This is a genomic window from Bacillus sp. AY3-1 (assembly GCF_008368785.1).
GTDB lineage: Bacteria > Bacillota > Bacilli > Bacillales > Bacillaceae_G > Bacillus_A > Bacillus_A wiedmannii.
Genome location: NZ_QORZ01000018.1, coordinates 184,182 through 200,086, shown reverse-complemented (window position 1 = coordinate 200,086; position 15,905 = coordinate 184,182). Strand labels below are relative to the sequence as shown.

Here is a 15,905-nt window from a genome sequence, read left to right as displayed (position 1 = left end):
TTTTAATTTACTGATTTTAGTGATACGAGTTGATAGTTTATTGTAGTTTTTCCGTTTTCCCACTCTAACTTTTGTATCATTGCACTACCAATTCTTTCTTCATTTGATTTATATAAAGGCAATATTTCTTGAACTGTAAATAAGTGATAACCATCCAATGTTAATTGAAATATGTTTTCTTCTATATGTAATCTTACTTCTTTTTCATTTGAAATAATTTTTGTGTGCATCTCAAATTTCATGACAGATACAACCCCTTTTTCTAATCTCTACATTATTAATAGTATATTGGCTATGCAAGATTGACAAGTAAATACACGGCAAAGTACACACTTTTCTACTACTATATGTTTTTTATTTTTACATATAATACGGTATGTGAAATTTTATTTATTTTAAAAATAAAAATGTCTAATGTGACATCTTTATTTTTGTATAAAGTCTTTCATTACATAATATAAAACTGTAATGAAAACGATCGCTACAAAAAATGAAAATACTGCGATAATGTACCCATCCTTATTTAATAAAATGCAAAAAGAAATAGATATGATGAAAATCGGAAATACAAGTCGTACTTTATCCTTCACTTCCTCTGTCGTATCTGTATGATGAAAATACTGCGTTATCCCTATCATTAAAGAAGACAAAATAATCACCGACAATAGTAAAGGTACTGGCATTCCGATTTCTCCTTTCTCTATTTCTAATAAAAAGCAATTTTTCTTTCATCATAATCGCTTCAAATACTCTTTTTGAAGTCATTATGTACAATTTACACATATATAATAGCGTGTTTGTCATGATAATTTCAAATAATTACAATTACAGTAATGTTGTAATATTCATTTTCAACCCCAGAAATCCTGCAAATATATCTCGTCAAAATATGCGATATACAAATTAACACGTACCGTCAAGTTTAGACAAAATTTATAAAGGATATTTCAATACGTATCAAGAATTAAGAATAAGAAGATATGTAAGGGAGGATGAATTATGACTGAACACGTTTTATTTTCTGTTAGTGAAAACGGCGTTGCATCAATTACTTTAAACCGCCCAAAAGCGCTTAATTCTTTATCTTATGACATGTTGCAACCAATTGGGCAAAAACTGAAAGAGTGGGAAAATGATGAGCGAATTGCGCTTATCGTATTAAAAGGAGCTGGCACAAAAGGTTTTTGTGCAGGCGGCGACATTAAAACTCTTTATGAAGCGCGTTCAAATGAAACTGCATTGCAGCATGCGGAACGTTTTTTTGAAGAAGAGTATGAAATTGATACATATATTTATCAATATAAAAAACCGATCATCGCTTGTTTAGATGGAATTGTAATGGGCGGTGGTGTCGGTCTTACAAATGGTGCGAAATATCGAATTGTAACTGAGCGTACGAAATGGGCAATGCCTGAGATGAATATCGGCTTCTTCCCAGATGTCGGTGCTGCTTATTTCTTAAATAAAGCTCCAGGGTTTGCTGGCCGTTATGTTGCTTTAACAGCATCTGTTTTAAAAGCTGCTGACGTATTATTTATAAACGCTGCTGATTACTTTATGACATCTGATTCATTACCAATTTTCCTTACTGAACTTGAAAGTGTAAATTGGCATAAACAAGATGATGTACATACTAATTTAAAAGAAGTCATTCGTACATTTGCAACTGCTCCAAACTTAGAAAGCGAACTTTCTCCTTCATTAGAAGAAATTAATTCACATTTTGCATTCGATACAATTGAAGAGATCACCAATTCATTGGAGAAAGATCAAAGTTCCTTTGCTTTAAAAACGAAAGAAACGCTATTATCAAAATCCCCTATTTCATTAAAAGTAACTTTAAAACAGTTTATTGATGGACAAGATAAATCCGTTGAAGAATGTTTTGCTACCGACCTTGTACTTGCTAAAAATTTCATGAGACATGAAGATTTCTTCGAAGGAGTACGATCCGTTGTCGTTGATAAAGATCAAAATCCGAATTATAAATATAAGCAATTAAGTGATGTTTCAGAAGAAGATGTAAATCGGTTCTTTAACTTACTTAATGCATAATAAGGTGAAACATTAATCAGTGGGGTTCATTACCCGCTTATTATTAGCCCTCACCGATCGTCCGGTCATGCGGGATAAAATTGAGGCTATATAGTAGTGGAATTTCACTACTATATAGCCTCTTTCTCGTTTAATAATTTTTAATAAAATTTAATTTTATTAAATCAAAAATGTGTGCTACACTATTTTTAATTAAATATTCTAAAAATAAAAAGGAGGAGCAACTATGATTGAAAATTATTTTCTTTTCATCATTATGTCTATTTGTCTTATTATTTTACCCGGTCCTGATACTGCAATGGCGACGAAAAATACATTGGTTGCCGGTAAGGTCGGTGGAGTAAAAACAGTGTTCGGTACATGTGTTGCACTTTTAATTCATACTTTAGCAGCAGTAATCGGACTTTCCGCAATTATTGTAAAGTCAGCGCTTTTATTTTCTATTTTCAAGTACGTTGGAGCTCTATATTTAATTTATATTGGCATTAAAGCCCTTTTAGCGGTAAGAAACAAAGAAGGCTTTGATACGAACGATATATCTTTAAATAATGAAGATGAACACACTTCTTGCTTTCGCCAAGGGTTTCTTACGAATTTATTAAACCCTAAAGTTGCAGTCTTCTTTTTAACCTTTTTACCGCAATTTTTAAATCCAAATCATAATACGTTTATTCAACTTCTCGTAATGGGTCTTACTTACCTCGTTTTAACAGTTATTTGGTTCGCTTTTTATATATTTTTAATTGATAAAATTAGTGCTTTTATGAAAAAACCGAGGACGCAACGTTATATTCAAGGCTTAACAGGAATCGTCTTAATTGGTTTTGGTATTAAACTAGCTTTTGAAAAAAATAATTAACAAGACGAAAACCACCACTATTAATAGTGGTGGTTTTCATTTAACAACTGATTTGGCTGTTCACTCTCTATTAAAACCAGCGCTCAGTTACAACTTTTTTACGTGTATAGAATTGAACGCCATCTGTACCATTTGTACCTAAATCACCAAAGAAGGAAGCTTTATTTCCTGCAAATGCGAAGAATGCCATTGGTGCTGGAACGTTTACGTTTACACCGATCATACCAGCATCGATATTATCACGGAACGTTTGTGCATGTTTACCATTTGACGTATAAATAACCGCGCCATTTGCAAATTTAGATTGATTTGTTAATTTAATACCTTCTTCTAAATCTTTAACTCGTACAATGCTTAATACTGGAGCAAAAATTTCATCTTGCCAAATTTTCATTTCTTGATTTACACCATCAAAGATTGTCGCACCTACAAAGTAACCTTCTCCAACTTCTTCCTTAATTTTGCGACCATCAACTAATAAAGTTGCTCCATCTGCTACACCGCTATTAATATAGCCTAATACGCGCTCTTTATGAGATTCACGAATTAATGGTCCAACATAATTATCTTCGTGGAAACCGTCACCTACTTTTAACTTCTTCGTCTCTGCTACTAGTACGTCGATGAATTCATCAGCAATTTCATCAACTACTGCTACTACTGAACATGCCATGCAGCGCTCTCCACTACTTGCGAATGCAGATCCAATTACACCTTGCACTGTTTTCTCAAGATTGCAATCCGGCATTACAATCGCATGGTTTTTTGCACCAGCTAACGCTTGTACACGTTTCCCGTGTTTCGTACCTGTTTCATACACATAACGAGCTACCGGCTCAGATCCAACGAATGAAATAGCTTGAATATCTTTACTTTCTAAAATGCTATTTACAACATCTTTTCCGCCTTGTACTAAATTCAATACCCCTTTTGGAAAACCAGCTTCATAGAATAACTCTACAAGTCGCTCTGCTAAAAGTGGCGTTCTTTCCGATGTTTTTAATACGAACGTATTACCGCAAGCAATTGCAAGTGGGAACATCCATAATGGAATCATCATTGGGAAGTTAAACGGTGTAATACCAGCAACAACTCCAATTGGGTAGCGCCAAATCGATCCATCAATGCCGCTAGCAATATTCGGAAGAGCTTGTCCCATCATTAAATTTGGTGCTGATGTTGCAAGTTCTACCGCTTCAATCCCTCGCTGCACTTCACCAGTTGCATCCGTTAATGTTTTACCATTTTCTAGCGTAATGATTTTAGCAAGCTCTTCTTTATTTTCTTGTAAAAGCTGTAAATATTTATACAATTGTCTTGAACGATTCGGAACTGGTACTTTAGACCATGTTTCGTATGCTGCTTTTGCCGCTTCAACAGCTTTTTCAACATCTTCTTTCGGAGATAGCGGAACGTAAGCGATAATTTTTCCAGTCGCCGGATTCGGAACTGCTTCTACTTCTGTACCAGTAGATTCTACCCACTCACCATTAATATGATTTTTTACTCGTTTAATTTCAGTTGTAATCATTATATTCTCTCCTTTTTTATGAAGTACATAAGTCTATTATTTTTGATTAGAAATTAATTGTTCACTAACTTTCTTATATAAAGCAGCCATATCGTTTTCACCATATCCTGCCTCACTTGCTTCTTCATATACGTTTAATAGCATTTCGCTTACTGGTAAGTGAAGTTCGCTTTCTTTCGCTAAATCTACTGCAAATCCTAAATCTTTCTTTAATAAATTCACAGTAAAGCCTGGATCGTAGTTTTCAGTTGCAATGAAACTTTTATAATTACGCTCATAAATTCTACTTTGACCGTAACTTACATTTAAAATATCAAACATTTTATCTAAATCCATATTATTCTTTTTCGCTAATGTTAAAGCTTCACTCACACCAGCTGTATAAAAACCAATTAATAGGTTATTAATTAATTTAACTGTTGTGCCACTATCAATCTGCTCACTAACATGGAAAACATTTGCGCCTAGTACGCCCATGATAGATTCCGTTTTCTCATATACTTCTTTCGATCCACCAACCATAAACGTTAATGTACGGTTTTCAGCTCCAATTACCCCACCACTAACAGGCGCTGCTAAAAAGTCTACTTTCTTTTCCTTTGCAGCTTCCTCTAACTGTTTGTTTAATTGTGGAGATACAGTACTTGTATCAATTAAAACTACATTCGAGTGGCTATTTTCAAATAATCCTTCTTCCCCCAAATACACCGCTTCAACAGCGCGAGGTGAAGGTAAACTTGTAAAAATCACATCGCATGTTTCTGCTAGTTTTGAGATTGATAAGCCAATAATTCCTCCTTCATTTTCAAAGGAAGCTTCGGCCTCTTTATTTAAATCCACACCGTATACTGTGTAACTCGATTTAACTAAATTTTTAGACATTGGAAGACCCATATTACCTAAACCGATAAAACCAATCTTTTTCATATCGCTTTCCTCCTATTTACACAATATACTTTCCACGATTTATAATAGCTTTCGCAATTTCTCTCTTTTTTGTAAATACGTTCGTGTATAAAGGCACTAATAATTGACGAATTTCAGCTAAAATTACGTGTCTATCTTGTTCTTCTGTGACAGCCGCTGAAAGTATAGAAATCGCTGCTTCTTCTATTTTACGATAGCCTTCTTCACAAATAACATCAGTTATCATTTGTTTCGTACGCTCTTTCTCTTCACCATTTTTACTAATTGCTTTCCTCGTACGTAAAAATGCTGATTCCATGACGTACACGTCCGTTAACATATTTGATAATACACGTGAATATTCTTGTTCTTGGTCAATTTTTAACCCTGGAGTTTTAGAGAGCGTTTTCAAAGATTGTTTCAACAATTTTTTCGATAATAAAATGTAACGATGGTTTCTTTCAACATTTGCTACATCAACTTCTACTACAGTATCTTCAATTTGTTCCATTTGCTTCATTAACATTTTAGCAACTGTTAATCTATTAATTTCGTTCGTTCCTTCAAAAATACGACTAATTCTAGCATCACGATATAATCGTTCTACCTCGTACTCTTGCATATAACCGTAACCACCATGAATTTGTACAGCTTCATCTACGATATGACCAAGTGTTTCAGAAGCATTTACTTTATTAAGTGCACATTCAATTGCAAATTGAGACATTTTCTTCATAAGATCTTCATCACTCTCATGAATTGCTTCATCAATGACACCTGCTGTACGGTAGGCTGCACTTTCTGCTCCATATGTAGCAATGATCATATTTGCAATTTTCTCTTGAATCATCGTAAAATCTACTAATTCCGTTTGGAACTGTTTTCGCTCTTTTCCATATTGAACCGACAAACCAATTGCTTGTTTTGCTGTTCCAATATTTCCAAAAGCCAGCTTTAGTCTAGCGAAGTTAAGAATATTAAGAGCTACGTGATGCCCTTTTCCAACTTCCCCTAAAACATTTTGAGCAGGGATGACAACATCTTCTAAAATTAGGGTAGCCGTTGAAGAACCTTTAATCCCCATTTTCTTTTCTTCTAATCCAATGGATACACCTTCACATGTTCTTTCGACAATAAACGCTGTCATTCCTTTATTTGTCTTCGCAAAAACAACGTATACATCTGCCATATGAGCATTTGTAATCCATTGCTTCTCACCATTTAACTTCCAAGCAGTACCATCTTCATTTAATACTGCACTTGTTTTTGCACTTAAAGCATCAGAACCAGCATTTGGCTCAGTTAAAGCATAAGCCCCAATCCATTCTCCAGACGCAATTTTCGGCAAATATTTTTCTTTTTGTTCTTTCGTTCCGTAATATATGTAAGGCAATGTACCTACACCAGCGTGTATATTAAAGGAAACACTAAATGCACCAGCGTATCCCATTTTTTCTGCTACAAGCCCTGAAACTGCCTTTCCTAACTCAAATCCGCCGTACTCTTCTGGGACTTCAATACTTAATAATCCAAGTTCTCCAGCTTTCTCAAATAATTGACGAGAAATTTTATAGTTATGTTGTTCTATATTGTCCATTTGTGGAACAATTTCTTGTTTAACGAATTGTTCTGTCGTTCTTGCGATTAAATCTTCATCTCCTGAAAAATCTTCTGGCGTAAAGAAAGTATAATTCACATCTTTATTAAGTGAAAAAAATTCATCCCACGGTAACTTTGTTTTCTCCATCTGAATCCCCCTATCATTTCGGCCTTACTTGCTACTACGTATGCTCGTCTACGATGAGTGGAATTTCTTATTTTTGAAAACAGAAGGCGATGAATTGTCACATCAAGCAGTTCGTTTTGCCAAAGATGTATTCTCATCGCCTTAGTTGTTTTATCTATTGATCCTCTGATAATACTGTTTTTGCAATTCCAGTATCTAGTTCTTCAAAGTCATGATATGAAATTGTTTCATATAACTCACTTCTCGTTTGCATACTTGAAAGTGCATCTTTTTGAGAACCTGTTTCCTTAATTAAAGTAAACACATTCTCATATGCTTTCGCTGCAACACGAAGTGAAGTTACAGGATAAATAACCATTTGGAAGCCCATATTTGCAAATTCCTCTGCACTATAATACGGCGTTTTCCCGAACTCAGTCATATTCGCAAGTAAAGGCGCATTTACTTTACTATTAAATAGACGGAACTCTTCTTCTGATTGAAGCGCTTCAGGGAATATTGCATCTGCACCTGCTTTTACATAAGCGTTCGCTCTTTCGATTGCTTCATCTAAGCCTTCTACACCGCGAGCATCTGTACGTGCCACAATATATAAGCTTGGTGCAACTTCTTTAATCGCTTTAATCTTTTGAACTAACTCTTCTGTAGTAACGAGTTTCTTACCATTTAAATGTCCACATTTCTTCGGTAATTGTTGATCTTCAATTTGAACAGCTGCTACTTTCGCTTCCACCATTTCTACTGCTGTTCTCGCTACGTTTAATACACCGCCAAATCCTGTATCAATATCAACAAGAACCGGTAAATCTGTAGCTCTTACTAGATCTCTTGCTCTCTCTGCTACTTCAGTAGACGTCACGATTCCTAAATCTGGTAGCCCTTTACTTGCAGTGTAAGCAGCTCCCGATAAATATAAAGCTGAAAAACCTGTATTTTTCGCAACAAGAGCAGCCATTGCATCATGAGCACCTGGAATTTGCAAAATTTCATTTGCTTCTACTAAAGCTCGGAAGCGATTCGCAAGCTCCTCTTGTGTTGACTGTTTATTCACAACCCAAGCCATTCTAAATTCCCCCTATTATTAATTTAAGAATAGATCTACAAATTCGTTTACATTCATATTTTCTAGTTTTTCTTCATTTAGACAAACTTCATGAATTTGTTCTTGTTGCTTACTAGAATAATGACCTGCCATATTTGCAGTGAATTTTTGAACAACTTTTGGAATTGCTTCGTCTCTACGGAAACGGTGACCAAGTGGATATTCACATTCCACATTTTCTGTTACAGTGCCATCCTTGAAATGAACTTGAACAGCGTTGGCGATTGAGCGCTTGTTCGGGTCAAGGTAATCTAAACTGTACTGTTTGTTTTCAACAACAACCATCTTATTACGTAATTCATCTACACGTGGATCATTTGCTACTACATCCTCATAATCATCCGCAACGATATCTCCTTTTAATAAACCAATTGCCGTAATGTATTGTAAGCAATGATCACGATCAGCTGGGTTATTTAATGGACCTTCTTTATCGATAATACGAATTGCTGATTCATGAGTTGTAATCGTAATACGATCAATTTCATCTAATCTTTCTTTAATTTCTGGATGTAATTTCACAGCACACTCTGCAGCTGTTTGTGCATGGAACTCTGCTGGATATGAAACTTTAAATAATACATTTTCCATTACATAAGACTCTAATGGTCTTGCTAACTTTAATTCTTGTTTATTGAATAATACATCTTGGAATCCCCAGCCTGGTGCAGATAATGCTGTTGGATATCCCATTTCACCTTTTAGAGCAGTCATTGCAAGATGAACACCTCGGCTTGTTGCATCACCTGCTGCCCATGATTTACGTGAGCCAGTATTTGGTGCATGACGATATGTACGAAGACTAGAATTATCAATCCATGCATGTGATAATGCATTAAAGATTTCTTCACGTGTTCCGCCGAGCATTTTTGCAACTACAGCAGTTGTTGCTACTTTTACGTATAATACATGGTCAAGACCAACACGATTCAAACTATTTTCTAAAGCTAGTACACCTTGAATTTCATGTGCTTTAATCATCATTTCTAATACTTCACGTACTTTTAATGGTTCTTTTCCTTCTGAAATACGAACACGGCTAATATAATCTGCAACTGCTAAAATACCGCCTAAGTTATCAGATGGATGTCCCCACTCTGCTGCAAGCCAAGTATCGTTATAGTCTAACCAACGGATCATACATCCGATATTAAATGCACCTTTCACTGGATCAAGCACATATGACGTACCTGGTACACGTGTACCATTCGGCACGATCGTTCCTGGTACAACTGGTCCTAGTAATTTCGTACACTCTGGATATTGTAGTGCTAAAATTCCGCATCCAAGTGTATCAAGTAATACGTAACGAGCAGTACTGAATGCTTCTGCGCTATTTACCTCTTTATTTAATACATAATCCGCAATTTCTTCTAATAATGCATCTTTTTGTTTAATTTCATTTGTTTTAATCATACTATTCTTCCCTTTCTGTCGAAAATTCGTTATTATTAATGATGGGTGTCGGTCAAACACCCATCTAGCGAGCGGCGCTAACAACTCCCCAGTTGTTCTTATTTACTAAGTACATGTCGCTCGCCAACATAATTTACACGTGGACGGAACAATCGATTGTTCGCATGTTGCTCAATTACGTGCGCACATAGTCCTACTGTTCTAGAGCTAAAGAAGATTGGTGTGTAAAGTTGAATTGGAATACCAAGCATCCAATATACTGGAGCTGCATAATAATCAAGGTTCGGATAAATTCCTTTTTCCTTCTCCATAATCTTTTCTCCAGCTTCACACATTTCATATAGTGTATAATCACCTTTTACATCACATAACTGCTTTAAAGCTTCCTTCATCATCAGTGCTCTTGGATCCATCTTCTTCATATACACACGATGTCCAAAGCCCATAATTTTTTCTTTGTTATATAGTTTCTTCTGTAACAACTCTTCAAACTTCTCAACATTACCAGCTTCTAAAAGCATGTACATAACCGCTTCGTTTGCACCACCGTGTAAGCTACCTTTTAAAGATGCAACTGCACCTGTTAAAGCACCATATAAGTCCGATTGCGTTGATGCAATAACGCGCGCTGTAAATGTAGAGTTTGGCATTTCATGTTCACTATATAAAACAAGGGAACGATCAAAGATCTTCTCCTCAAGTTCAGTTGGTTTTTTACCTGTTAACATATAGAAGAAATTCGCGCTATATGTTAATTCTTGAAGAGGCTGAATTGGCTCTTCATTATTTAAAATATGATAGCTATTCGCTACAATGTTTGGTACTTTGCTCAATAATTTGTACCCGCGGCTTTTGTTTACTTCTAACGAGCGGTTTTCGATATCATTATCGTAACCAGCTAATGCAGACACACCTGTACGCAATCCATCCATCGGGTGCGTTTCTTTCGGTAATGCCTTTAATACGTTGAATACACCTTCTGGTACCGCGTATTCTTCTTTTAATTTCTTTTCGAGTTTTGCTTTTTCATCCTCATTTGGTAGATGTTCTTCCAATAAAAGGTGCACAATGTCTAAATACTCTTTTGTTTTTGAGAGTTCGATTAAATCATACCCTTGAATTACAATTTCACCTTTCACTGTGTCAAGAAACGAAATTTTCGTCTCCGCTGCCACTATACCATCTAATCCCGGGGAAAATTTTTCTTCAGCTTTCATCATTATTTCCTCCAATCCTAATAGATCTTCGTGCACATAACTGTAAGCCTTTACAAAATCGTGAAACTACATTTCTATTTCAATGTATCAGAGTTTTTAGAAGATTTCAATTTATTTTATAATGATAAGTTTCCTATACTTTTACCGATGTAGCAATACAATTTTCTAAAAATAATTTTCACATTTTATAAAGAAAGGACTGACTTCTTTATGCGTCTTATTAAAACAAAATATAAGGATGACTCAGAAAATCCCACAGAATATATCATTCAACCAATTTTTTTAAGAAAATAAAAAAACGAGCTGTACACATATACAACTCGTTTCTACATGATATCTATTTCACTATCTCATCAATATAATTCTTATATAAAACTTATTTATTTTTAAAAAAGTTATTATTTCACATAATTAAATTGAATTTCTTCCGTTTCCTCATAGTAACATTTAACTAAATGATAGTTTTTAAAGTACCAAAGATTATAAACATCTCCCAAAATAGAATGACTTTTTTCTCAACTGACACGATTTCCCCATCTGATTTCTCAGAAACTATCCCTAAAGAATAGTCCGGCTGAATTGAACTATTATTATGTTATCCTTTAACCATTGTAAATCGTTAAGTTCAATTGAAATTTTCATCTTTGTTACTCCCGTTTACGCAAATTCTTTTTTATCTAATCTCTGTTTTACAAAAACGACAAAAATAATGAAAGCGATTAGTCCTGAAATTGCACTACCTGTAAATAAAATACGGTAACCAAACATTTCCGAAACAACTCCAAGTAAAATCGCACCAAGTCCAATCCCTAAATCAAATGCAGTAAAGAATGAAGCGTTAGCAACTCCTCTCTTACTCGGGTCAACAATTGTAAGCATCGTTGCTTGTAATGCGGGCTGTGCTGAACCGAATCCAACACCGTATAATGCAGCTGCGATAACTACCCCTATTAAACTATTTGAAATCATTAATACAACTATCGCGATAACAGTAATACATAATGCCGGGAGTATGATAAATACTTCTCCATACTTATCTAATAGTTTTCCTGAAATTGGTCTTACAATCGTTAAAGCAACTGCATATACAAGAAAGAATGTCCCAGGATTCACATCGATTGAAGATGCAAATAGCGGTAAAAACGTCGTAATCCCTCCATATGCAATTGATAAAAAGAAAACTACAATTGTAATGGATAGAACCGATTTTTCAAACAACTGCATTTTCCCTTTTTCTTTTTGTGGTGTGAATGGCGTTTTCGTCATGGACGATAATAGGACTGCCATAAAGGATAAAAGAGTTGCCAACAAGAATAGGCCGTGAAATGAATAATGTTGTACAACCGATAATCCAATCATTGGGCCGATTGCCATTGCAATTGTCATAGCCATCCCGTACCAACCCATACCTTCACCACGGCGTGAATCTGGAATAATATCAGTTATCGCTGTTCCAACAGCTGTTGTAGAAACAGCCCATGTCACCCCATGAATAACCCGTAAAACAGCTAAAAGAACAATAGTCGATGCTAAATTATAAGAATACATCGTTATCCCAAAAAAGACGAGTCCGAAAATAATAAACGATCTTCTCCCATATTGATCTAACATTCCTCCGATAATCGGTCGTATTACAACTGCTGCTATTGTAAACATTCCCATCATAAGTCCAACTTGTGATTCATTGCCGCCTATCTCTTTAATAAAGAGCGGGAGCGTTGGTACAAGTAAATAAAATCCTGTAAATAAAACTAACATTGCGAAAGTCATTTGAATAAATGATTTCGTCCATAATCGTTCCATTAAAATTCCTCCATAAACACGTATATTCTTGCAATTAACACCTCCATTTTACATTTTCTTAGTCCCTTTTCCCTCCGTAAATAGACGTATCTTTTTATAATAAATGGTCCACCATCAATTTATATACATTAGCCTAAAGTCCTATCTATATGTACCTTTATACGCGTGAAAAGAATATACTACTTTATTATCACAACTTAGGAGTGATTATGTTATGTGGGTATCTTCAAGAGTAACAGCCGTCGTTCCTTCGACTCCTGGGATACACGTTCCAGCCGTTCATACAGCTAGTTCCGATGTAGGAATTGAACTTCCTGCAACTTGGCAACAATATCAAATTCCAGGTCAAGTTACTCCCTCATTTTGGCATCATGGCGCACATCCAAGTAGTACCACCTTTCAAAGCCAAAGTTATCCTCCATTACCTCAGGCTCAAGTTTTTTATCATTTCCCTTCCATTTATTTTCAAAATTTCTATGGTACTTTTAACATTTAAACGAAAAAAGCACTTAAGATTTGTAATGTTTACAAATCTTAAGTGCTTTTTAATATTATTCATAAAATTTTCTTTTTGACTTTTACAAATCTTAAGTGCTTTTTAATATTATTCATAAAATTTTCTTATTGCCCATTATTAGCAGGAGCCTCTCCTGTATTCCCACCAGTATCTGGTTGTGTGGTCGCTGGTGGCGTTGTATTTCCTTGACCCCCTCCATTATTTGCTGGAGGTGTCGTATTTCCTTGGCCTCCTCCATTATTCGCTGGAGGTGTTGTATTTCCTTGGCCTCCTCCGTTATTCGCTGGAGGTGGTGTTCCTTGGCCTCCTCCATTATTTGCTGGAGGTGTTGTATTTCCTTGGCCTCCTCCGTTATTCGCTGGAGGTGTCGTTCCTTGGCCATTTCCATTATTTTGTTCATTTTGTTTCTTTTCTTCTTCTTGTTTCTTTTCTTCTTCTTGTTTCTTTTGCTCTTCTAGTTTCTTTTGTTCTTCTTGCTTCTTAAGATCCTCTTGTTTCTTTTCTTCTTCTTTCTTTAATTCTTCTTGCTTTTTCTCTTCTTCAGTTTTTTGCTGTTGATCTTGTTTTGGTTGTTCCGTTGTATCCGGTACGCTCGTATTTGGAGAAGAATCACGTTTTTCCCCTTTTATACGCAACTCACTACCTTCTTGAATTACACTACTTGGCATTTTAAATCTTGATTTATCTGTAGCCATCTCGCTCATCATTTCTTTAAAGATCAACTGTGCAATTTTCGTATTTTTACTACTAATATACTCGTCTTTACCATCTTTCATATACCCAGTCCATACTGCCATCGTATATTGCGGCGTATAACCTGCAAACCAACTATCACGAGTTGCACTTTCTGGAATTTTATATTGAGCTAATTGTTTTGAAGCATAGTTTGTTGTACCTGTTTTTCCAGCTACATCTAAAGAACTTATATTTGCCGCTGTACCAGTACCTGATGTCACTACTGAACGAAGCATATCAGTAATCATATATGCTGTAGAGTCAGCTATAACTTGTTTTGGTTTTTGCTCAAAACTTTGTGACTTGCCGTCTGGATAAACTATTTTCTTAACAAAATGCGGTTTTGCATACTTTCCACCATTTCCAAATGTCGCATAAGCACCCGCCATTTCAGTTGGTGATACTTCGTTTGTACCAATAGCTGTAGATTCTGCCAGCGGTTTATTAAATGTAATACCTAATTTCTCAGAGAATTCCTTTGATTTATTAAGTCCTACTTCTTTTGCAGTTTTAACTGCTGGAACGTTACGTGACATTTTTAACGCTTCACGCATAGTAATTGGGCCTAAATGACTTCTGTCGGCATTTCGAAGTTCTTGTCCAGTTGAATATTTAAATGGAGAATCATCAATTTGATGATACGTAGCCCATTTTAAGTATTCAATTGCAGGACCGTAATCAAAGATTGGCTTCATCGTCGAACCAGCTGCACGATCTAATTCAATTGCCATATTATGCCCTTTAAATACTGCTTTATTTTCACCGCGTCCACTACCTATAGCACGAACCTCACCTGTTTTCGTATCCATAAATGTGAAAGCACCTTGGAATTTATCATTTGGATAATTAATAATATTTGTATTTAAAATATTATCAGCTAATTTCTGTGCTTTTGGATCCAAAGTTGTATGAATTTCTAAACCATCTGAGCCAATATTAGCATCGGGCAATTCTTTTTCTACTTCTTTCACAACTGCATCCATAAATGCAGGATATGGCATTGCTTGAAGTTCAGTTGCAGGTTTAAGACCATCCGTTACTGAAACTTTCGATGCTTCTTCCATTTCTGCTTTTGTAATATAACCATGTCGATTCATTAATCCTAGTACAACATTTCTTCTTTCTGTTGCCCTTTGAACATTTTCTGTTTTCGTTGGATCATAGTTATTCGGCGCTTTTGGTAAACCTGCAAGCATCGCAACTTCTGGTAATGTTAACTCTTTTAAATCTTTATCATAATAGTTTCGTGCTGCTGTTGCGATACCATATGAACGGTTTCCTAAATTAATTTTATTTAAATACATTTCTAAAATTTCATGTTTTGAATACTGTTGTTCTAGCTTATACGCTAAATATATTTCCTGAACTTTACGTTTTGATGTTTTTTCCATCGATAAGAAGTAGTTTTTAATAACCTGCTGCGTTATTGTACTTCCACCTTGTGAACCGTAATCTCCTTTAAGACTCACCAAAACAGCACGGGCAGTACCTTTAAAGTCTACTCCACTATGCTCATAAAAACGTGCATCTTCAGTTGCTAAAAATGCATTTTCCACTAATTTAGGAATTTGATCATACGTAACATTCGTCCGTTTTTCTTTCCCGTATTCATATACCAAATCGCCATTTTTATCATAAATTTTTGAGGATAACGGATTAACAAGTTTTGCTTTCTCAAGTTTTGGTGCATCCTTAATCATTACGAAGAAGGTAGCAACCCCCGCCACTAAACCAACAATACCAAGTAATAAACAAGTAATCAAAAACTTACGAAAGAATGATGTTTTACCTTTTGGTTTTTGTGTTTTAGACGCTGGCTGTTTTTTCTTTTTAACTTGTCGTCGCTCCTCTCGAGAACGATAATTTTCTGACATGTTACTTTCTCCTGCCTTTCAATTCTCCCGTTGATTTACTTAAAAATATTGAGGTCACTTTCTAAAATGAATTTAATTAAGAAAGTATATTGACCTGGAGCATTCAATATTTTCCTAATTCACAGATTATAAATTTTAGAATT

13 protein-coding genes and 1 pseudogene are annotated in these 15,905 nt (G+C 35.2%); 3 read left to right on the top strand and 11 right to left on the bottom strand.

Features of this window, described 5'->3' with window-relative positions; all coding sequences use genetic code 11:
* Positions 1–2: 2 nt before the first annotated feature.
* Positions 3–242, bottom strand: coding sequence for a DUF2584 family protein (locus DN389_RS19945; RefSeq protein WP_000667351.1), 240 nt, complete (start codon positions 240–242; stop codon positions 3–5).
* Positions 243–425: 183 nt separating this feature from the next.
* On the bottom strand, positions 426–683 hold the full coding sequence (locus tag DN389_RS19940; RefSeq protein WP_001145039.1) for a hypothetical protein: 258 nt from the start codon (positions 681–683) through the stop codon (positions 426–428).
* Positions 684–999: 316 nt separating this feature from the next.
* On the opposite strand from DN389_RS19940, the gene DN389_RS19935 reads away from it, so the two are divergent.
* Both DN389_RS19935 and DN389_RS19930 read left to right on the top strand, forming a co-directional pair.
* Positions 1,000–2,055: an enoyl-CoA hydratase/isomerase family protein gene (locus DN389_RS19935; RefSeq protein ID WP_098190148.1), complete on the top strand. Its 1,056-nt coding sequence runs from the start codon at positions 1,000–1,002 to the stop codon at positions 2,053–2,055.
* A 226-nt stretch (positions 2,056–2,281) separates the two neighbouring features.
* Positions 2,282–2,914: a LysE family translocator gene (locus DN389_RS19930; RefSeq protein ID WP_000572331.1), complete on the top strand. Its 633-nt coding sequence runs from the start codon at positions 2,282–2,284 to the stop codon at positions 2,912–2,914.
* 70 nt (positions 2,915–2,984) lie between these two features.
* Here the strand turns inward: DN389_RS19930 and DN389_RS19925 are convergent, their stop codons facing one another.
* The 8 genes and pseudogenes from DN389_RS19925 to DN389_RS19890 all read right to left on the bottom strand — a co-directional run bounded on the left by DN389_RS19925 (position 2,985) and on the right by DN389_RS19890 (position 12,636).
* Complete coding sequence (locus DN389_RS19925) at positions 2,985–4,445, bottom strand: CoA-acylating methylmalonate-semialdehyde dehydrogenase (RefSeq protein ID WP_060488680.1); 1,461 nt, start codon at positions 4,443–4,445, stop codon at positions 2,985–2,987.
* A gap of 36 nt (positions 4,446–4,481) precedes the next feature.
* Positions 4,482–5,372 carry an NAD(P)-dependent oxidoreductase gene (locus tag DN389_RS19920; RefSeq protein WP_097907490.1) on the bottom strand — a complete coding sequence of 297 codons (891 nt, stop codon included), beginning with the start codon at positions 5,370–5,372 and terminating at the stop codon, positions 4,482–4,484.
* 16 nt (positions 5,373–5,388) lie between these two features.
* Complete coding sequence (locus tag DN389_RS19915) at positions 5,389–7,098, bottom strand: acyl-CoA dehydrogenase family protein (protein WP_149237499.1); 1,710 nt, start codon at positions 7,096–7,098, stop codon at positions 5,389–5,391.
* Between the two features lie 154 nt (positions 7,099–7,252).
* Positions 7,253–8,161 (bottom strand): methylisocitrate lyase, encoded by a 909-nt coding sequence (prpB, locus tag DN389_RS19910; RefSeq protein ID WP_046955730.1) that lies wholly within the window; start codon positions 8,159–8,161, stop codon positions 7,253–7,255.
* Positions 8,162–8,179: 18 nt separating this feature from the next.
* Complete coding sequence (prpD, locus tag DN389_RS19905) at positions 8,180–9,616, bottom strand: 2-methylcitrate dehydratase (protein ID WP_000598116.1); 1,437 nt, start codon at positions 9,614–9,616, stop codon at positions 8,180–8,182.
* Positions 9,617–9,714: 98 nt separating this feature from the next.
* A complete protein-coding gene (gene mmgD / locus DN389_RS19900) occupies positions 9,715–10,836 on the bottom strand; it encodes a citrate synthase (RefSeq protein WP_116867973.1) in 1,122 nt (373 codons plus the stop codon).
* Between the two features lie 395 nt (positions 10,837–11,231).
* Positions 11,232–11,422 (bottom strand): annotated as a pseudogene (locus DN389_RS19895) (hypothetical protein); the annotation flags it as partial.
* A gap of 68 nt (positions 11,423–11,490) precedes the next feature.
* The gene (locus tag DN389_RS19890) at positions 11,491–12,636 is read right to left on the bottom strand and encodes an MFS transporter (protein ID WP_149237498.1); all 1,146 of its coding nucleotides are present in this window, start codon (positions 12,634–12,636) and stop codon (positions 11,491–11,493) included.
* Between the two features lie 214 nt (positions 12,637–12,850).
* On the opposite strand from DN389_RS19890, the gene DN389_RS19885 reads away from it, so the two are divergent.
* A complete protein-coding gene (locus DN389_RS19885; RefSeq protein WP_046955727.1) occupies positions 12,851–13,132 on the top strand; it encodes a hypothetical protein in 282 nt (93 codons plus the stop codon).
* A 125-nt stretch (positions 13,133–13,257) separates the two neighbouring features.
* On the opposite strand, the gene DN389_RS19880 is transcribed toward DN389_RS19885, so the two are convergent.
* Complete coding sequence (locus tag DN389_RS19880; protein ID WP_149237497.1) at positions 13,258–15,762, bottom strand: transglycosylase domain-containing protein; 2,505 nt, start codon at positions 15,760–15,762, stop codon at positions 13,258–13,260.
* Positions 15,763–15,905: the final 143 nt, after the last annotated feature.